Source organism: Spirillospora sp. NPDC047279, assembly GCF_040643285.1.
Taxonomy (GTDB): Bacteria; Actinomycetota; Actinomycetes; order Streptosporangiales; family Streptosporangiaceae; genus Spirillospora.
Genome location: NZ_JBEYUA010000010.1, coordinates 375263 through 393246 on the forward strand (window position 1 = coordinate 375263; position 17984 = coordinate 393246).

Annotated in this window: 16 protein-coding genes; 6 read left to right on the forward strand and 10 right to left on the reverse strand. The window is 71.4% G+C overall.

The window, feature by feature from the left end; genetic code table 11:
* Window positions 1–90: 90 nt before the first annotated feature.
* Entirely contained in the window at window positions 91–1863 is a 1773-nt protein-coding gene (locus ABZ810_RS27005; RefSeq protein WP_358407811.1) for a glycosyl hydrolase, read from the forward strand.
* On the opposite strand, the gene ABZ810_RS27010 is transcribed toward ABZ810_RS27005, so the two are convergent.
* From ABZ810_RS27010 to ABZ810_RS27045, 8 genes are all read right to left on the reverse strand, one after another.
* On the reverse strand, window positions 1817–3025 hold the full coding sequence (locus tag ABZ810_RS27010) for a glycosyltransferase family 4 protein (RefSeq protein ID WP_358407814.1): 1209 nt from the start codon (window positions 3023–3025) through the stop codon (window positions 1817–1819). The two genes, ABZ810_RS27005 and ABZ810_RS27010, sit on opposite strands and share 47 nt — an antisense overlap.
* On the reverse strand, window positions 3025–4218 hold the full coding sequence (locus ABZ810_RS27015) for a GNAT family N-acetyltransferase (protein ID WP_358407816.1): 1194 nt from the start codon (window positions 4216–4218) through the stop codon (window positions 3025–3027). The genes ABZ810_RS27010 and ABZ810_RS27015 overlap by 1 nt, the downstream gene beginning before the upstream one ends.
* Window positions 4215–5108, reverse strand: a complete 894-nt coding sequence (locus ABZ810_RS27020; protein ID WP_358407819.1) for a hypothetical protein — start codon at window positions 5106–5108, stop codon at window positions 4215–4217. The genes ABZ810_RS27015 and ABZ810_RS27020 overlap by 4 nt, the downstream gene beginning before the upstream one ends.
* Window positions 5109–5119: 11 nt before the next feature.
* Entirely contained in the window at window positions 5120–6244 is a 1125-nt protein-coding gene (locus ABZ810_RS27025) for a glycosyltransferase (protein WP_358407821.1), read from the reverse strand.
* Window positions 6241–6951, reverse strand: a complete 711-nt coding sequence (locus ABZ810_RS27030; protein WP_358407823.1) for a polysaccharide deacetylase family protein — start codon at window positions 6949–6951, stop codon at window positions 6241–6243. Before ABZ810_RS27030 ends, ABZ810_RS27025 begins: the two co-directional genes overlap by 4 nt.
* Window positions 6952–7087: 136 nt before the next feature.
* Entirely contained in the window at window positions 7088–8653 is a 1566-nt protein-coding gene (locus ABZ810_RS27035; protein ID WP_358407826.1) for a lipid II flippase MurJ, read from the reverse strand.
* On the reverse strand, window positions 8653–10026 hold the full coding sequence (locus ABZ810_RS27040) for an O-antigen ligase family protein (protein WP_358407829.1): 1374 nt from the start codon (window positions 10024–10026) through the stop codon (window positions 8653–8655). Before ABZ810_RS27040 ends, ABZ810_RS27035 begins: the two co-directional genes overlap by 1 nt.
* A 116-nt stretch (window positions 10027–10142) precedes the next feature.
* The gene (locus ABZ810_RS27045; RefSeq protein WP_358407831.1) at window positions 10143–11591 is read right to left on the reverse strand and encodes a sugar transferase; all 1449 of its coding nucleotides are present in this window, start codon (window positions 11589–11591) and stop codon (window positions 10143–10145) included.
* Window positions 11592–12048: 457 nt separating this feature from the next.
* Here ABZ810_RS27045 and ABZ810_RS27050 point away from each other — a divergent pair, with 457 nt between their 5' ends.
* A complete protein-coding gene (locus ABZ810_RS27050) occupies window positions 12049–12273 on the forward strand; it encodes a hypothetical protein (protein ID WP_358407833.1) in 225 nt (74 codons plus the stop codon).
* 65 nt (window positions 12274–12338) lie between these two features.
* Here ABZ810_RS27050 and ABZ810_RS27055 read toward each other — a convergent pair whose 3' ends face one another.
* A complete protein-coding gene (locus ABZ810_RS27055; RefSeq protein WP_358407835.1) occupies window positions 12339–13412 on the reverse strand; it encodes a hypothetical protein in 1074 nt (357 codons plus the stop codon).
* A gap of 349 nt (window positions 13413–13761) precedes the next feature.
* On the opposite strand from ABZ810_RS27055, the gene ABZ810_RS27060 reads away from it, so the two are divergent.
* Window positions 13762–14439 (forward strand): alpha/beta hydrolase, encoded by a 678-nt coding sequence (locus ABZ810_RS27060; protein ID WP_358407837.1) that lies wholly within the window; start codon window positions 13762–13764, stop codon window positions 14437–14439.
* A gap of 899 nt (window positions 14440–15338) precedes the next feature.
* A complete protein-coding gene (locus tag ABZ810_RS27065) occupies window positions 15339–15722 on the forward strand; it encodes a hypothetical protein (RefSeq protein WP_358407840.1) in 384 nt (127 codons plus the stop codon).
* Window positions 15723–15779: 57 nt separating this feature from the next.
* Here ABZ810_RS27065 and ABZ810_RS27070 read toward each other — a convergent pair whose 3' ends face one another.
* Complete coding sequence (locus tag ABZ810_RS27070; protein WP_358407863.1) at window positions 15780–16424, reverse strand: Type 1 glutamine amidotransferase-like domain-containing protein; 645 nt, start codon at window positions 16422–16424, stop codon at window positions 15780–15782.
* A gap of 291 nt (window positions 16425–16715) precedes the next feature.
* On the opposite strand from ABZ810_RS27070, the gene ABZ810_RS27075 reads away from it, so the two are divergent.
* Together ABZ810_RS27075 and ABZ810_RS27080 are read left to right on the forward strand one after the other, a co-directional pair.
* Window positions 16716–17378 (forward strand): DUF4097 family beta strand repeat-containing protein, encoded by a 663-nt coding sequence (locus tag ABZ810_RS27075; RefSeq protein WP_358407842.1) that lies wholly within the window; start codon window positions 16716–16718, stop codon window positions 17376–17378.
* Window positions 17379–17457: 79 nt separating this feature from the next.
* Window positions 17458–17984, forward strand: a 527-nt coding sequence (locus ABZ810_RS27080; RefSeq protein WP_358407845.1) for an ATP-binding cassette domain-containing protein, incomplete at its 3' end; no start/stop codon positions are given.

Sequence of the window (17984 nt, forward strand, 5' to 3'; positions counted from 1 at the left end):
CGAGAGTCACGCAACATGGGACATCCGGATAATTCTCCTATTTCTGCGTGTCACGCCTTCAAGGACAGGCAAAACATCGCCCATCGTGGGGTGGGCCTGTTCGAGGTGTCGTGGGCCGGGCATACCATGCGGATGACGGATGACGACATCAACCATTTGTCGAGGCGATTCTATCGACGTCGAAAGCGGCGGCCCGCGAATTTCCTTAAAAGTGGTGTTGTCAGTGCATCGATTTTTGGACTCATATCGATCTGCGCGCTGCTGCTCGCGGACGTCCACGTTCTGAAGCGGGCGAGTCACGCGCCCGTGGCCCCGCCGCTGGGCGCATTCCTGGGATCGGGCGCCGAGGGCGTCGCGCGAATACCCGATTTCCAAGAATGGCTCGGGACCACTGTCAAGGTCGGGCACACCTACCTGCCGGGTGAGGACTGGGTCGGCATCGAAGGCCCCCCTGAGATCATCGATCCCTGGGCGCGCTGGCGCGCGCAGGACCCCTCGCGCCTGCTCGTCATCAACGTCCCCATGGTCGGCATGAACGAGGCCGGCCTGCCCGACGCCGTCGTCTCGTCCCTCCTGCGCGGAGGGGCGGCCGGGGCCTTCGACAAACACTTCGAACGGCTCGCCGAGCGTCTGGTGAAGGCCGGAGTGCCGGATTCGATCATCGTTCCCGGCTGGGAGATGAACGGGACCACCTACAGCGGCCGATGTGGCCCCAATCCGGCCATGTGGAAGATCTATTGGCGCCGGATCGTCACGACCATGCGATCGGTGACCGGGGCCAGGTTCCAGTTCGACTTCACCGCGAGCCGCGGCCGCGACGCCGTGCCGTGGACCGACTGTTACCCCGGTGACGACGTCGTGGACATCATCGGTTCGGACAGCTACGACCAGCCCGCCGGGAAGTCGTTCTCGTATTTCATCAACGAGCCCTACGGATTGAAGGCCCAGGCGGACTTCGCGGCCGCGCGCCGCAAACCGCTCTCCTTTCCTGAATGGGGCCTCTTTCGCAATTCGGATAACCCGGATTATGTGGAGGGCATGTACGACTGGATGATGTCGCACAACGTCCTCTACCAGACGGTCACCGACTACTGTCCCCACGGCGTCTGGCGGTGCAAGGACAACCCCCGGTCGTCGCGTGCCTTCCGGAGGTTGTTCGGCGGCCGTTCCGGCGAGACGACGACTCCCACGCCCAGTCCCACCTGCACGACTCCGGCTCCGAGCGTCTCCACCTCGCCGCCGGTCCCGTCCACGACGCCGCCCGCGAAGGTCGACCCGACCCCGACCCCGACCCCGACGCCGAGCTCCACCGCGTCTCCGACTCCGTCCACGACGCCGACGCCGACGCCGACGCCGACCGTCACGCCGGCGCCGGCCACGACTCCGAGCCCGACTCCGACGGTGCCGCCGACTCCGGCCGCGCCGACACTGGCCGCGCCGACGTCCGCACCACCGGCACCGGTCGTTCCGCAGACGGTGCCGTCGTCCACGCCGCCGGTGCTCAGCCCGGCTCCTCAGCTGACCCCGGCTCCTTCTCCGGCAGAGGTCAGCGCCTCGGACTCCGGCACGACCGGATGGACGGCCTCGGGCTCCGACACCTCGGGCTGGAAGGCCTCGGGCTCGGACGGCACGGGATGGACGGCCTCGGATTCCGACAGCACCGGATGGGCTTCGGCGGGGTCCGCGGCCACTCCCGCCCCGAGGACGCCGGCGCCTTCCGTGACGGCGAGCGCGACTCCGGTCCCGCTCACCGCGGGAGACCTGGTCCCCGCCTGCCCGTCGCCGAGCCCGAGCGTTCCGGCGCCGACCGTGACGCCTAAGGCGTCGCCGTCGCGCTCGATCGACTGGCTACCGTGGCCGTGAGCGCGGCGAGCCGTTCGAGGGTGCCGGTGAGGTCGAAGGCCGCGGCCAGCCGTGCGGCCTCGGCGCCCTCGGCGTCGGCCAGGCCGGGGTCGAGCAGCCGTTCGGCGACGGCGTCGGCGAGCGGCTGAGGCGCGCCGGCCGGTACCAGCCGGCCGGCGCCCGCGGGCACGACCTCGGTCAGGCCGGGGATGCGCGTCCCCACCACGCTCCGGCCCGTGGCCAGGGCCTCCAGGGCCACCAGCGGCAGGCCCTCCCACCGCGAGGGCATGACCACGACATCGGCCGCCGCCAACCAGGGCCTGGGGTCGTCGGTGGCCGGGAAGGTCGCGATGGTGTCGTTCAGCGGACGTGCCGCCGCGCCGCCCCGGCCGTTGCCGTCCGCGTCGCCGACCAGCGCCAGGCGGGCGCGCGGGCATCGGGCGCTGACCGCCGGCCAGGCCTCCAGCAGGACGTCCTGTCCCTTCTGGCGGCTGTGCCGGCCCAGGCACACGGCAAGGGCCGTATCGGCCGGAACGCCCAGCGCCCGCCTGGCGGCCTGGCGCGCCGCGCCGTCGGCGGCGCGGAACCGGTCCAGGTCCACCCCGTTGCGCACGACGAGAAGGCGGCCTCGCACGCCGGCGTCGCGCCCCTGCTCGAGTTCGCCCTCCCCGACGCACACCAGGGCATCGCACCGTGCCGCCGCCGCCCTCTCCCAGATCTTGCTGATCCGGGCGAGCAGGGAGCCTCCCGCCAGCCACGACCAGCCGTGCGGCTGGAAGATGAGCCCATGCGGCCGTTCACGTCCGCCGCCCGCCAGGCGACCGGCCAGGCCGGCCTTGGCCGAATGCAGGTGAACGACATCGGGCGCGAACCCGTTCACGATCCGCCGCAGCCGGCGTGCCTCGGCCGGCGTCCGGGCATTCGGCGAACGCCCCGCGCTCCAGCCGATGACGGGCACGCCGCCCGCCGAGAGCCGCTCGGCCAGCGGACTCGGGTCCGGGCACGCCACCGCGACGTCCCAGCCACGCCGCCGCTGGTCGGCGGCCGCCTGGGCCACGTAGACGGCGACGCCGCCGGTCGTGGGCTGCGCGACGTGCAGCACGCGCGGCGCCCGCTCCCGCCTCTGCTCCTGGCCCTCATGAAGCGAACCGCGGGACTGGCTGCCGAGCCCGCCTCCACCCATCATGCGGAACGTTCGGGAACGTGCGCCTGACCCGCCTGACCCGACTCCTGGGCTGATGGCTGCGGTTGGGCGGTGGCCTGACGGTCCGGCAGGCGGTGCTTGAGCCGGGAGAGGAGTGCTCGGCCGCGGACGGCGGTGGCGTACGGCAGCGCCTGGCCGTTCCGGGCCAGGATCAGCCGCTGGTTGGTCACGGTGGTGGGGCGCCACTTCGACTTGTAGGCCTCGTCCCCCCGCAGCAGGCTGAAGACGGGCAGGCCGCGGTCATGGGCGTAGCCCAGGTCCTGCCGCAACAACATCAGCGTGACGTCGACGGACGCGCGCAGGTCGGGCAGGCATCCGTAGAGGTAGGCGCCCGCCAGGGTGCGGCCGACCAGCAGGAGGTCGCTGGCCAGCAACCGGCCGCCGGCGTCCCGGTACTGGAAGATCACGGCTTCGTCGTGCCGGATCATGTCCGTGCAGGCCGCCGCGAGATGGCGGCTGAACCGGTCGCGGGTGTGCTCCGGGTTGATGCCGCGCCCCTGCCACTGGAGGGTGTGCAGGGCCAGGAGGTCCTTGACGGCCTGGTCGGCCTCCGCGGCCGGGACCGGCGATACCGTGATCCCGCTCTTGTCGATCTTGCGGAGCTTGCTGCGGAGTTTGCCCGCGGCACGCCCCGGGAGCTGAGCGAGCACCGCGGAGATCGGGTCCCCCGGCAGTTCCAGGCAGACCGCCGCCGAGGTGATCCAGGTGCGGCGCGGCCAGCACCCGGCCAGCCGGTGGGCCGCCGATCCCGGCCGTGCCTGGCTGAAGTCGAGCGCCGACCAGCCCGGCTCGGCCTGCAACGTCGCGGCGAGACGCGAGAGCGCCTCGTCGGCGTGGGCCTCGTCCACCAGGACGTCGGTGAAGTCGCTGATCGGGCCGGCCAGCGGCATGAGGACCGGCATCGGGCCGCGCCGGACGAGGGCCAGCGGCGCCGCGGCCACCAGCGTCTCTCCACGCCAGACCAGCGCCAGCCTGAGCGCGCCGGGCCGTCCGTACTGGGACCACCACGCCGTGAACCAGCCCGGAGACTGGAACGGCGTCGCGGCGGGACTGCGCGTGTAGAGGTCGCGAAGGTGCACGGCCAGGTCGTTCAGCGCGTGGTCGTCGCGGCGGATCTCGCTCGTCCAGGCGATGGTGTCCGCGGCTCGCGCCGGGGCAGGGGGAACGGTCATTTGGTCGCCGCCTGGGAGGGCTCGCGCCGATCGGACTCGGGCGACCCGGCCGCATCGTCCCCGGCGGCCTCGTCCGCGGTCGGCTTGGCCGCTGCCGTCCTGTCCGCCGCCGTTCTGTTTGCCGTCGGCTCGTCCGCTGCCGGCTTGGCCGCCGTCTTCTTCTTCGCCGCCGCCGCCGTCTTCTTCGCCTTCACGTCCGCCGGGGCGGTCTCCGCGCCGCGTCGCGGGCGCGGCGCCTTCGTGCGGGACGCCGATGCGGCCTTGCCCTCGGCCTGCTCCGGGTCGTTCTGGAAGCGGGAACCGACGGCCGACCGCAGGTACTCGTGCCAGCGGCGGTCCCAGCCGGTGGCGATGACCAGCAGGGCGAGCAGGGTGCCGGCCGCGGCGCCGACCAGCGCGGTGAGCGCGGTGCCCGGGCCGGAGGGGAGCCGGGGCGGCGCCGCCCTGTTCATCATGACGACGCGGACGCCGGTGTCGCCGCGGTGCACGTTGCCGTACTGCATGAGCGCGGTCGCGGCCGCGTTGGCGAACCGCGCCGCCTGGCCGGGCGTCCGCCCCGATCCGGTGAGGCGGATCAGCGGGGCGTCGGGAGAGGTGGAGACCTGAAGGTGCTTGCGGGCGTTGTCCAGCGACGCGGCCGGCAGCGGCGGGGACGCCAGCGCGAGCGTCTCCGGCAGGGTGGCCAGGCGGCCGTACGCCTGCGCGAAGCTGGTCGCGATGGGACCTTCGCTGGCCGGGGCGGTGACCAGCACGTGCGCGTCGGCGGAGTACGCGGCCGGACGGAGCGCCCCGTATCCGAGGCCGCCGAGCAGGCCGATCAGGACGATCGCGGCCAGAATCCCGGCCCGGAGGAACGACGAGCGCGGGGTGGGACGGTGATGGTGCGGCATCTGCAGTCCTTTCACGTTGAGGGAGCGCTGGATGGTGGCAGTGCGCCGACGGCTGCGATTCCGTGCCGGTAGAGCCGGAGCAGCGGCTGGATCTGCCGGGAGATGGCGTAGTGCGCCACAGCGGGTGGCGGGCGCAGGCGCGGGCCGGGGCGCAGGGCGGCGTCCTGGATCGCGGCGCGCCACTCCGCCTCCAGGGGCGGGAGGCGCCGGGCGTGCGGGGCGGCGTCGTGCGGGAGGTCGTCCACCGCGGGGCAGACGCAGTAGAGGGCGGGCAGGCCGCTGGCCAGCGCCTCCACCACGCTCAACCCGAAGGTCTCCTGGGCGGACGGCGCCGCGTAGAGGTCCATGGCCGAGAGCAACGCCGGAACGTCGGCGCGGTCCCCGGTCAGGATCACCCGATCGGCGACGCCGACCTCGGCGGCCAGTTTCCCCAGGCGGGCGTGCTCCGGCCCGGTCCCGACCAGCAGCAGCCGGACGTGGTCGAGGCGCGGCAGGCCGCGGATCAGCAGATCGAGCCGCTTGGTGGGCACCAGCCGCCCCACCGACCCCACCACGAACTCGTCCGCGCCGATCCCCAGTCCGGCGCGGGCGCCTGCGCGCAGCCGCGGATCGTACGAGAACTCGGGGGCGTCGATGCCGTTGGGCAGGGTCAGCAGGCGGTCGTCCGCGACCCCCCAGTCCCGGAGGCGGCCGGCCACGGTGGGCGAGACGGCGATGGTGGCCTCGCCCAGCCGTTCGGTCGCGCGGTAGAGCAGGCGTACGGCGGTGGTGGTGGGACGCCCTTCGAGATGGCCGTCCCCCAGCGAGTGCTCGGTGGCGACGATCCTCTTGATCCCGGCCATGCGAGCGGCCACCCGGCCGTGGACGCAGGCCCGGTAGAGGTGGGTGTGGACGACGTCGTAGCCGCCGCGGCGCATGAGGCGGGCGAGCCGGGGCACCGCCCGCGGGTCGGTGTTGCCGCGCATGCCGATGTGGTGCACCCGGATTCCGGCCGCCTCCGCCGCCGGTGTGAGCGCGCCGGTTCCGGTGAGGACGGCGATCTCGCACTGGACGGGCAGGTGCCGGACGAGCAGCAGGAGCTGCTGTTCGGCCCCGCCGCGCTCCCATCCGGTGATGACGTGAAGGACCTTGGTCATCGGCGCAGGTTCCATCGCCAGTGATGCCGGGCGGTCTTGGCCTGCAACCGGAGGTACGCGTCGCGTTCTCCCACGTAGGTGCGGGGCAGGGCGTGGACCTCCGGGTGGTCGCCCCAGATGGCGCAGCCGTAGTCGTAGCCGGCGTCCCGCACCGCGGTGATCTCGCGCGGGCTGACGTGCCCGTACGGGTAGGCGAACCCGGGGACCGGCCGGTCCAGCAGGTTCTCCAGGGTCGCGCGGCTCTGCTTCAGCTCGTGGTGCAGGTCATGGTCGTTCAGCGTCGGCAGGGACCGGTGCTGGGCGCCGTGCGAGGCGACCTCCATGCCGCAGCGCGCGACGGCCCGGATCTGCTCCTCGTGCATCAGCGGCTTGGAGGGGCCCTCGTCCCAGGCGTTGGTGGCGCCGATGCGCTCGGTGACCACGAAGACGGTCGCGCCGAATCCGTACCGGACCAGGACGGGCACGGCCCGCGAGAAGAAGTCGGCGTAGCCGTCGTCGAAGGTGAGGCCGACGAGCCCGCGGGCCTGACCGTCCTGCCGGGCGCGCAGGAGCGTCGCCATGCTCACCCCGCGCAGGTTCTTGCGCCTGAGCCACCGCATCTGCCGTTCGAAGCGGCGCGGCGACACGGTGATGAGGTGCGGGTCCGCGACGCGGTGATCCACGGAGTGGTACATGAGGATCAGCGGCATCGTCTGTTCGGTCGTCATCGGGTCCTCGGCGGATCGTTCGGATCGGTCAGATGGAGTCGGTCGGGTGGAGTCGGTCGGGTGGAGTCGGTCGGGTGGAATCGGTCGGTCGGGTCGGCGGATGGAGTCGGTCGGGTCGGTCGGGTCCGGCGGCGGCTCAGCTGGACGGGCCGCGCCGCAGCGCGCGGAGGTTGCTCAGCGGGGATCGCGACGGCCCGGTGACGGTCAGCACGGCGGCGAACGCCGCGGCCACCACCGCCGCGTTGACGACGAGCCCCGGAAGCGGCGCCCGCGCGGCCAGGAGCGTGCCGGTGACGAACGCGGTCGAGGCGGCGGCGAGGAGGGCAGCCGCCGCCAGCTTGGTCAGGTCGGTCATGACCAGGCGCAGCGAGATGCGGACGACGTCGGTGCGCAGGCCGAGCACGAGCAGGGCCGCGGCCAGGGTGATGCCGAGCGCGTTGGCGGCGGCCAGCGCGGCGGCGCCGGCGGTGTCCGTCCACATCGTGCCCACGCCGATCGTCACTGCCGGGCTCACCGCCACCGCCAGCGCCGGCCGCCACAGCGGGCGGCTCTGCGAGAAGTACGCGCGGGCGCACACCCCGAGCGTCGCCTGACCCCACAACCCGAGGCAGTAGATGCGCAGGAGCGTCGCCGTGCTGGCGGTGTCGTCCGCCGAGAACCGGCCGTGCTCGAACAGCACGGCGACGATCTGGTCGGCGCATCCGATCAGGTACGCGGTCGCGGCCAGGACGATCGCGCCGACGATGACGAGGTCGGCCTCGATCCGGCCGCGGATCTGCCGGGTGTCGCCGTCGGCGGTGGCCCGCGCCAGCCGGGGGAACGTCACGGTGACGATGAGCAGCGACAACATCATCGGCACCTGGGCGACCTTCTGCGCGTAGTTGAGGTGCGAGATCGCCCCCGCCGCCAGGTTGGAGCCGAGGAAACGTTCGGTGAGGGTCTGCGTCTGCCGGGTCAGCGTGTAGGTGACGACGGGGATGATGCCGCTGAGCGCGACGGCGTGCGCCGGGGCCTGGTCGAGGACGGCCGGGGACGCGTGGTCCGGCGGGGTGCGGATCGCCCTGAAGAACGCGGGGGCCTGCACGGCCACCATCAGGACGCTGCCGCAGGCGACCCCGACCGCGGCGCTGACGACGCCCAGCGGCGCGGCGAGCGCCGCGATCGCCGTCAGGATTCCCACGTTGTAGGCGAGGTAGATCGCCGCGGGCTGGGCGAAGACGTGGTGGGCGCGCAACGTCGCGCTCATGAAGCCGGTGATCCCGAAGCAGAGGATGGTCACGGCGGCGATGCGCACGCACGTCACGGCCGGGGCCGCGTCCTCCAGACCGGGCGCGATGGCCTCGACCAGGAGCGGCGCGGCGAGGATCACCAGCAGCATGGCCGCCGCGAGCGCCGCCGCCAGCCGGGGCAGCGCCGTGGCGACCAGCGGGCGGACACCGTCCCGGTGCCGCAGCCGCCGCGCCACGATCGGCACCATGATCAACGCCATGGCGTCCTCGATGAGCAGCGGCGACATGGTCTCCGGCACCGTCCAGGCGACCAGGAAGGCGTCCGTGCTGCTGCTCGCGCCGAAGAGATGCGCCATGACCAGGTCGCGGACGAACCCCATGCCGGTGCCGGCGCACACCAGCACGGCCGTGGTCGCGGCCGCCCAGCCGATCGACGACTTGCGGCGGAGCCGGTGGGTCAGGGTCGTCGACATCAGGCCGGACCGCCGGGTGGGAGGGCCCGGACGGCGGAACGCCGGGGGCCGGGCACGAGGGGCCGTTCGGAGCCGCCGCCGTCGGGACGTCCGTACGACCGGCGTCCACGTGACCGGCGTCCGGACGGCTGGAGCGGGTGCCGCTCCGCAGGGCCGGAGAGCGCCGCGGCGGCGACCATCCCGATCATGACGGCGGTCAGGACGCAGGTGGGCCCGCCCAGGTCGCCGTACGCGAAGGCGGTGAGGCTCGTGGTCATGAACCCGGCCGCGACCAGCCACGCCAGATCGGCGCGCCGCCGCCGGGCCAGGCCCACCACCAGGCCGCCGAGCAGGATCACGAACCCGATCACCCCGGCCAGACCCTGCTCCGCCAGGATCAGCAGGTACTGGTTGTGCGGGGACAGCAGCGGCTGGCGCAGGTAGCCGTTCTGGGGGTCCTCGGTCTCGCTGCCGGAGGACAGGCCCATGGGGGCATATCCGTCACGGTGGGCGGGAAAGCCCTTGGCGCCCACGCCGGTGACCGGGTTGTCCTGCCAGATGCCGAACGCCGTCGTCCACAGGCTGAAGCGGTCGCCCACGGACTGGTCGGGCTGGGTGAACGACGCGGTGATCGACTGGGCTCGTTCGCCCAGCACCGAGGACTGCCAGCCGAACCCGCCGACGACCACGATCGCCACCGCGACCGCGCCGACCGCCGCGCGCAGCGCCAGTTTCCGCGACCACAACGCCAGCATGACGGCGACTCCGGCGGTGACGGCGAGCCAGCTGCCGCGGCTCAGCGCCAGCCCCAGCGCGACCCCCAGGACGGCCGCGGCCGGCACCATCGCCAGCCGCACCCGCCGGTCGGAACAGGTCAGGATCACGGCGAGCACGATGATCAGCGAGTACCCGACCACGGTGGCCATGGCCATGACGTCGACGGCCCCGAACGTGCCCACGGCGCGGGTGTTGCGCCCGGCGAAGGACGCGCCCGTGTGGGTCACGACCTGCCAGATGCCGATCCCGGCCTGGAGCAGCCCGGCCAGCGCGACGGCACCTAGAATGATCATGGAATCGCGCCGCCGCCGGAGGGTGAGCATGACGGCGGCCGGCACCAGCAGGAAGATCTCCAGGACGCGCACGAAGCCCGTCAGGCTCATCACGACGTCCCGCGCGCACAGGGTGCTGACGGCCAGGGCGAGCACCATCGGCCCGAAGACCCACAACACGTTCGGCGGCAGGCGAAGCCCGCGAGAGAGGGCCGCCAGGGCGGCGCACGCCACCAGCACCGCCGCCGCGATGTCCCCGGCGGTGACCTGCACGGAAGAATCGATGTGGGCCTGGCCCGGCGGCACGCAGACGCACAGGACCGTCGCCGCCGCCAGCCAGCTCAACCGCGGCCGCAGCCCCTCGGTGACATGCGCCTTCAGCGACGCCGCGGCCGACGTGGGTGACGCCGCGGGCGGCGCGCTCGAGGCCGCCGACGGTGCGCCACTTCCGGGGCCGCCGCTCACCGCCCGTCTCGCAGCAGCATGGCGCGGACGGTCAACATGATGATCAGCAGGTCGCGGCCGAAGCTCCACGTGTCGATGTAGTCGTTGTCGAACTGGGCCCGCATCTCGATGGAGGTGTTGCCGCGCAGGCCGTTCACCTGCGCCCATCCGGTCATCCCCACCGGGACGCGGTGGCGCTGCGCGTACGCGGGATAGGACGTGCAGAAGAGCTGGACGAAGTAGGGCCGTTCGGGACGGGGCCCGACGAGGCTCATGTCTCCGCGCAGCACGTTCCACAACTGCGGGAGCTCGTCGAGGGACGTGCGGCGCAGCAGCTGCCCGACGGACCCGATCCGTACGTCCCCCTCCACCGTCCAGCGAGTGTCGGACTCCTGGGAGTTCGTGGGCTTCAGCGTCCGGAACTTCAGCAGGGTGAACTCGCGGCCGTGGTGCCCGATGCGCGTCTGCCGGAAGAGGACCCCCGGGCCGTCCTGAAGCCGCAGGGCCGCCGCGCAGAGTCCCATCAACGGCGCCATGACGATCAGGAACGTGGCGGCCACGGCGACGTCGAAAGCCCGCTTGACCAGGCGCGCGCTGGAACGTTCGAGCCCCGGGAACAGGTGCCGGCACGGCATGCCCGCCATGCGGGCGGTGCCCGGCCCGAGGAGGGCCAGGTCCTGGGACGACAACACCACGATGGTCTCGCGCCGGGCCTCGACGCACTGCCGCGCGGCGGTGTCGAGCGCCTCGCGGTCGAGGCCGTCGGACACCAGCACCGCGACCTCGATGTTGCACGCGTCGAGGACGCGCGCCAGGTCGACGTGCTCGCCCAGGACCGGAAGCCTGCCCACTCCGGGCTCGTCGCCCTGGCCGGCCGGCACCTGCCCGAGCACGTTCAGGCCGATGTCGCGGTGTTCGAGCAGCCGGTCGACGACCGCCGTCATCGCCGCGCCGTGGCCGACGACCAGCGCGCGGCGCGGGCGGCTTCTCCGGCGGCGATGGACCCTGACCGAGGTGTGCAGCGCACAGCGGGCGAGCCCGGCGAGCACGCAGTAGATCAGCGCCATCCCGAGCCAGCGCGCCGGCTCGGCGGCCGCGTCTCCGAGGAACGGCAGGTTGACGCAGACGAGCAGGATGAGGGGCCCGGTCGCCAGTGGCGCCAGGCGCTGCCTGGTGGACCAGACCCGGCGCGGCCGGTACACGTCGGCGCCGGCGTGCAGGCAGATCAGCGTCGTCGCCATCGCCGAGGCGCACGCCAGCGAGCCGCCGAACGTGCTGACCGCCGTGACCATGGCCGTGCCGTCGATGGCGCCCTGGACCGTGCGATAGGACATCGAACGCAGTCGCGGCCGGGCGGGCAGCGGCGCCGCCGCACGGTAGGGGCCCGACATGACCGGGGCCGTACCGATCGGCGACCGCACGGCCTCGTCGGCGGCGACGACCGAACTGGTCCCCTGGGCATTCATGTCGGGTCGCACTCCCTACGAAACCGCATGTCGATCGGCGCGTTGACACCTTGGAACTAACGAGGGCCCGTCACCCGCGCCAATCGGCGCCGCTGGTACCGGTTATGGATTTCCTATCAAGGAATGGCGAGCGGCCTGCGCCAGGCGCGCGACCTTTAAGTTATGCGTCCTCTTACTTGGAAGACGCCGATCGTCATGCCCCGTCCGAGAAGATTCCCCGGTGAGGCGCATAAAGGACATCACGATGATGTCGGCCCTGGATGCTCTCGCCCTGGTTCGACATGGCTTTGCCGGTACGTCGTCACAAGTCATGGCAATGATCTTGCTAGGTCTTCACAGGGCCTCTTTGTCGCAGCTCTCTCCGCGGGCTTCTGTGTTAGTCATTGCGGGTCCGTCCGCGACTTGTCGGGGGTAGCGGACTTCGCTGTGACTGCAGTTCAAACGAGGGAGCAAGACGATGAAGCGACTGGTGTCTGCGGGCGTTCTGACCCTGGCCGTCGGCGGCGTGCTCATGACCGGCGGCCCGGCCATGGCGTCGGACGACCCCCGCAACGTCCAGATCATCGGCGGCCAGACCTGCCGGTCCATCGAGGTCGCCGGCATCGGCGCCGCGGTCCACAACGTGCTGGGCATCACCCACGAAGAGGGTGGCTGCGCCAACGGTTCCGCCATCGGCGGCTGAACGTAGCGCGACGTTGAGAGGGGGTGCCACGGTGTGGCACCCCCTCTTTCATGCCCCGGCCGATTTCACGCGCCGGCCGTGCCGTACAGCTCCATGAGCCCCTGGTAGTCGCCGAGCCCGAGCGTCGCCGCCCGGTCGTCGCAGGAATTGATGGAGGGCGCCATCGTCAGGGCGGCGTGGCTCTGTCCCGACACGTGCTGAAGCCCCAGGACGTGAAGCATCTCGTGAACGACCGCGGAGGTCGGCTCGAAGGACCCCGCCGGGCACCCCGGAATGGCCGTGCCGCCTTCTGAACGCGGTTCGCGAGGCGTCCACCAAGCCTTTCCGTGGCTCTGCAGGGCGATGTCCCCCTCGACCGTGGCCCGCCAGGACTGCCAGGTGCAGGAGACGGCCAACGTGTCGCGCTCGACGCTCCCCATGTCGACCCAGCCGAAGGAGTTCGTCCCGTCGCGGGCCGTGCACATCCCCCCGTCGGTGTTGGGCGCCGCCGAGGTGGTGCCGTCGAACCGGTGGTGGATGTTCGGCGCCGGCGTGAAACGGCCGCCCGGCCTGCAGTCGGTGGTCGCGGTGACCGCACGTTCCACCCCGGCCGTGACGACCGCTCGCTCGTCGGCCACGCCGTCGATGTCAGGGCCCTGGAAGAACCGCCACGGAATGGTCGAGCCCCTGGGCCAGGACCCCAGCCCGTGAGCGGCCCACGCGGTGTCCTGGCAGGCGTCCTGGGGAGCGGCCGGCCGCCGCGGCCGACCGTCCAGGTGCTTCTGGGAGTGCTCGCTGATGGTCAGCGTCCGACCGCCCGCGTCGATCCGGACCGACAACGCCGAGGCGCCGTGCGCCTGAAGGACATGCGCCGTGACCGCGGACGTGTCGCTGCCCCGGGCGGGCACCTGGACGCTGGCCCCGTTGAGTCCCTCGATCACCCGGTCGCGCAGGTCGCACTCGCTCAGGCTGATCCGTGACGGCAGCGCCCTGGAGTCGAGCGGTCCCGGAGCCTTGCACCAGGTCGGCGCACGGCCCGAACGGCTCTCGGCGCCGACCGCGGGGCCCGCCACCAGCACCATGCCCCCGAGCACCGAAAGTGCGGTCGCGGTCGCGGCACTTGCGGTGAGCTTTGCCACGCGCGGAGCACGTGCTGCCATCGAGGACCTCCCATTTGCCCGTCCAGCGGAGTCGCCGGTCTGGATTTGTATCCCCGGCCGCAGGGGCGGGGGCAGCGCTTGCAGGGAAAGAAACGGCAATATCGACGTTCGCGGCCGGCATCCGGATACGGAACTGATCGCCACCACACCCGGCAGGTAGTCGCGTTCCTTGGTTCCGATGGCTATAAGTACGAAGGGCGCGGCGACGCGGGCGTGCACATACGTCACCATCCGCAGGGAGTCGTGGGACGTCGGGGCAACTAAGGGAGAAACCGGATACATGCACGGGACCACGAACGTCGTCCGCCCGGCGAGGGGCTTCACCGCCCGCCTCGGTCTCGTCCTGGCGATGGCCGCCGGAAGCCTCTCCGGGGTGGCCGGCGCGGCCTGGTCGTCCCCGTCCGATCCGATCGTCGTGATCGGCGGGATCGACGCCCACCAGTCTTCACTGGACGCGATGACGGTCGCTCTGAGGGCCCAAGGATTCCGGGCCTTTCCCATGCAGCTGTCGGGTCGGCCCCCAGGCGTGGCGCCCATTCCCGAGTCCGCGCAGGCGGTCGCCGACAAGGTCGCCGAGGTGCGGAAAGAGACCGGCTCATCGCGCGTCAGCCTGGTCGGGCATTCCATGGGCGGGCTGGCCGCGCGGCACTACCTCAAGTTCCTGGGCGGCCAAGGCCAGGTGAGCACCTATGTCAGCGTGGGGACTCCGCACCGCGGCGAATGGCTCGGGGTCCTGTGCGCCGTTCTCTCGCAGGGATGCCGTGACCTCCTGCCCACCTCGACCTTCATACGGCGGCTGAACGAGGGGCCGCCGATCCCTCGCCCCGTGGACGCCTTCCATATCTACAGCGACCAGGGGACCGGCGAGAAGCGTCCGCTGGCCGGTGCGACCAATATCAGGATCCAGTCGTTCTGCCCGGGCCGGACGGTGAGCCACGCCGACGAACTGGTCGACCGTGCCGTTCAGGAACTCGTCACCTCCGCCCTCCAGACCGGCGCCCCCGCCACGAATTGCCCCCAGCGGTAGCCCTCCTTACCGGGCCCCGCAAAGACCGTCGCCAGAAAGGCCCCCGGAAAGTCGGGTCATAGCGGTCAGCAGCGGAGGGTGCCGCCCGAGACGCGTCCGATTATTTCAACTCGCCGCGCGGGCAACGTCCTTGATTTCGTTTTCGCAGGTAGTCTGCACCTACGTACTCGTCGGGGCCTTGGTGGCCATTCTGGTTGAGCGACCGCGGTCGGCCAGAAGGGGGCTTAGGGCCGACGTCGGTGGGGTTCTCGCCAGGAACCTGACCGGTCCTTCACATTTCCATCAGGAAATGACCAAGGGGGGTACCAGATGAGCAGGCGTTGCAGGAAGGCAAGCTCATCGCCACCGGATGCATGGCAGTTCGGGAGCTTTCTCCTGAACCTGGCCAGGCTCATCATCGAAGTGATCCGGTGGACCAACGGAGGAGGCCCGAGGATCTAACCATATGAAACGGCAGATACCAGGACCTCACTGGGGCTCCGCATCCGACCTGTCCCCATGACTGCGGATGCGGGGCTCCTACGTTTTCGGCCCCGTGGCCTCGTCGCAATCGACGAGCGGTATCGAGGCGCAACTCTCCAATAGTACTGCACGCCCCTCGCGGACGATCTCAACCGCGGCCACGACACGCCGCGCCCCTCCACATTCCGCCTTCAAGAATGGCGGCGACGGCCATTCCTGACCGTCGCCGCCCACCCGAGTGGCCAAAGCCGCGTCACACTCCGCCGACCGCACCGTCTTCCTTCCGTACGCAAGACCCAGTCGAGCCGCCAGAGCTCCACACGGGAGGACGGCATGAACCCCCTTCGTACGTTGGCGATCGTTCAGGGCCCAGCCCTCACCCACACCGGCGGCCGCCCCGGCGTCTCCTGGCTCAACGCCCGCGGCAGGACGGCCAGGTGAACGACCGAGACCGCGAGCAGAGCGCACCCGACGACCAGGCTCGCCTGGTGTCGCTCCTCGAAGCCGCCCATACCGACCTCCTGACGGCGGAGCAGATCATCGCCGCCTGCGCCGAGGGCGGCTTCATCTCCTGGGGCCTGGCGGAGAGCGAGGCCTCCGAGGCGGTGCGCGCCCTCAAGTACGCACCGTCCCTCCCGCCTTCGGTCGACGCCCGTACCCCCGCCATTCCACCCGACGACCTCAAGATCCTCCACCGGCTGGCCACCAGCGCGACGCAACGGCTCATCACCGCCGCCGCGTTGGCCACCGACAGCGACGACCGCCTGGCCTGCCTTCAAGCGGCACTCCACGCCGGCCGATTGAGCGACGCGCTGCTCTGACCACCGCACCAGGCCGGCGAGTTCGGCGATGAGGGCCAGGTGGCCCATCGACGTACGTCAGCGGACGTCGACGGCAGGACTGTTGATCACGATGGCCTGACCGTCCCGCATTGTGCGATGGGCGACGCCTCGCACGCGGTACCGCTCGGCGACGGCGTCGAGGATCTCGCTCTCGGGATGCCCGGGGGAGCCGACGTGCGGCACCACGACATGGTCCAGGACGGCGAGGCCGTCGAAGCGTGCCTGCGCGCCATAGGCGGTGTGCACCGCGTGGGGGTCGTCGCACCGTTCCAGCCCGTTCAGTTCCGGGGCCAGGACGCAGGCGCCGGCGCTGTAACCGGCATAGACGATCGCGTCCTCCCGCAACAGCTCGACGATGGCCCGGTCGGCGCCGCTCCTCCCCAGCGCGTGACGCAGGACGAACACATTGCCTCCCCGAGCCCAGAGCAGGGGGAACCCGCGGAGCACGTCCGCGACCCGGCGCGGATCCTGGCCGAAGAACGTCCGCAGATCGACCTCGACCGGCCGCAGCCCGAGGGCGGAGAGCGCCTCCATCTCACGTTCGACCGCGACGCGGCGTTCGCCGTCGGCCAGCGCGTCAACGGCATTGGCGATCACGGCGGTCCGAGCCCCGGCGGGACGTTCCAGCAGCCCCAGCAGCCGTTCCGGGTGGTCGCCGACCCGCCAGGAGGAGAGATACATGCGCACCCGCGAACCCTAGAACGCCCCCACCCGAGCCGCGAGGCCTCCTGGGAGTAGCGCACCACCTGCCCTATGCGCCCTGGAGCGCCCCTGGCGTTGCGTTCATCTCCACGTCTTGCAACAAGCGTGACGGCGATCGTTGCGTTAAACGAGAGGCTGTTGCAATGATTATTGCAGCTTGACCTGCATAGATACAGATTCTGTGCAACAGACATGTTGCAGGAATCTGGAAAGCAACGTAGCTTTTCGTTTGTCAGAAACCGCGAAGACGCCAACGCAACGGAGAGCATCATGAACACGTACGACACCCCCGCCCCGATCACCGCAGTCGTCGACATCCCGGCCGGCCGGGTCCAGGTCATCGCCGCCGACCGGGCCGACACCGCGGTCGAGGTCCTGCCCGCCAACGCCTCCAAGGGCCGCGACGTGAAGGCCGCCCAGCAGGTCACGGTCGACTACACCGACGGCGTCCTGCGCATCCAGGCCGCGGGCGGCAACAAGCTGGTCGGACCGTCGGGCTCCATCGAGGTCACGGTCAAGCTGCCGGCGGGTTCCCGGGTGGAGGCCAAGGCCGCCAGCGCCGAGTTCCGGGCCGTCGGCCGGCTCGGTGAGGTCGCCTTCGACGGCGCGTACCACCACATCAAGATCGACGAAGCCGCCAGTGTCCAGCTCACCGCGCTCGACGGCGACGTCCACGTCGGGCGCCTGGCCGGCCCCGCCCAGATCAGCACCCAGCGGGGCGACATCCACATCGGCGAGGCCACCAGCGGCACCGTCGAGCTCACCACCCAGTCGGGCGACATCACCGTCACCGCCGCCACCGGCGTCTCGGCCGCCCTGGACGCCGGCACGAGCTACGGCCGCGTCAGCAACAGCCTCAAGAACAACGGCACCACCGACCTGAACATCCAGGCCACCACCAGCTACGGCGACATCACCGCCCAGAGCCTCTAACCCACCCGCCCCGACCTTGCAGGGCCTTCGACCCACAGGCCCTGATCCACAACCCGCAGCCCTCCTAAGGAGCAGCATCATGACGAACCTGGCGATCGCGGTGGAAGGGCTGCGTAAGTCCTACCGTGACAAGAGTGGTGAGAAGGTCGTGCTGGACGGTATCGATCTGGCCGTCCCCGAAGGAACGATCTTCTCCCTGCTGGGCCCGAACGGGGCCGGTAAGACCACCACCGTGCAGATCCTGTCCACCCTGATCGGCGCCGACGCCGGCCAGGTGCAGGTCGCCGGCCACGACCTGGCGGCCGCTCCCGACCGGGTGCGGGCGGCGATCGGTGTCACCGGCCAGTACTCCGCGGTCGACAAGCTGCTCACCGGCCGGGAGAACCTGCTGCTGATGGCCGACCTCAAGCACCTGCCCAAGCGTGCGGGCCGGGCCAAGGCCGACGAGCTGCTGGAACGCTTCGACCTGGTCGAGGCCGCCGGCAAGCCCGCCTCCACCTACTCCGGCGGGATGCAACGCCGCCTGGACCTGGCGATGACGCTGGTCGGCGACCCGCAGGTGATCTTCCTGGACGAGCCCACCACCGGCCTGGACCCGCGCAGCCG

Coding starts and splice junctions, on each gene's coding strand:
- ABZ810_RS27045 (WP_358407831.1), bottom strand. CDS start 11,591: ATGAATGCCCAGGGGACCAGTTCGGTCGTCGCCGCCGACGAGGCCGTG.
- ABZ810_RS27015 (WP_358407816.1), bottom strand. CDS start 4,218: ATGACCGTTCCCCCTGCCCCGGCGCGAGCCGCGGACACCATCGCCTGG.
- ABZ810_RS27075 (WP_358407842.1), top strand. CDS start 16,716: ATGAACACGTACGACACCCCCGCCCCGATCACCGCAGTCGTCGACATC.
- ABZ810_RS27030 (WP_358407823.1), bottom strand. CDS start 6,951: ATGACGACCGAACAGACGATGCCGCTGATCCTCATGTACCACTCCGTG.
- ABZ810_RS27070 (WP_358407863.1), bottom strand. CDS start 16,424: ATGTATCTCTCCTCCTGGCGGGTCGGCGACCACCCGGAACGGCTGCTG.
- ABZ810_RS27060 (WP_358407837.1), top strand. CDS start 13,762: ATGGCCGCCGGAAGCCTCTCCGGGGTGGCCGGCGCGGCCTGGTCGTCC.
- ABZ810_RS27050 (WP_358407833.1), top strand. CDS start 12,049: ATGAAGCGACTGGTGTCTGCGGGCGTTCTGACCCTGGCCGTCGGCGGC.
- ABZ810_RS27055 (WP_358407835.1), bottom strand. CDS start 13,412: ATGGCAGCACGTGCTCCGCGCGTGGCAAAGCTCACCGCAAGTGCCGCG.
- ABZ810_RS27035 (WP_358407826.1), bottom strand. CDS start 8,653: ATGTCGACGACCCTGACCCACCGGCTCCGCCGCAAGTCGTCGATCGGC.
- ABZ810_RS27010 (WP_358407814.1), bottom strand. CDS start 3,025: ATGGGTGGAGGCGGGCTCGGCAGCCAGTCCCGCGGTTCGCTTCATGAG.
- ABZ810_RS27025 (WP_358407821.1), bottom strand. CDS start 6,244: ATGACCAAGGTCCTTCACGTCATCACCGGATGGGAGCGCGGCGGGGCC.
- ABZ810_RS27020 (WP_358407819.1), bottom strand. CDS start 5,108: ATGCCGCACCATCACCGTCCCACCCCGCGCTCGTCGTTCCTCCGGGCC.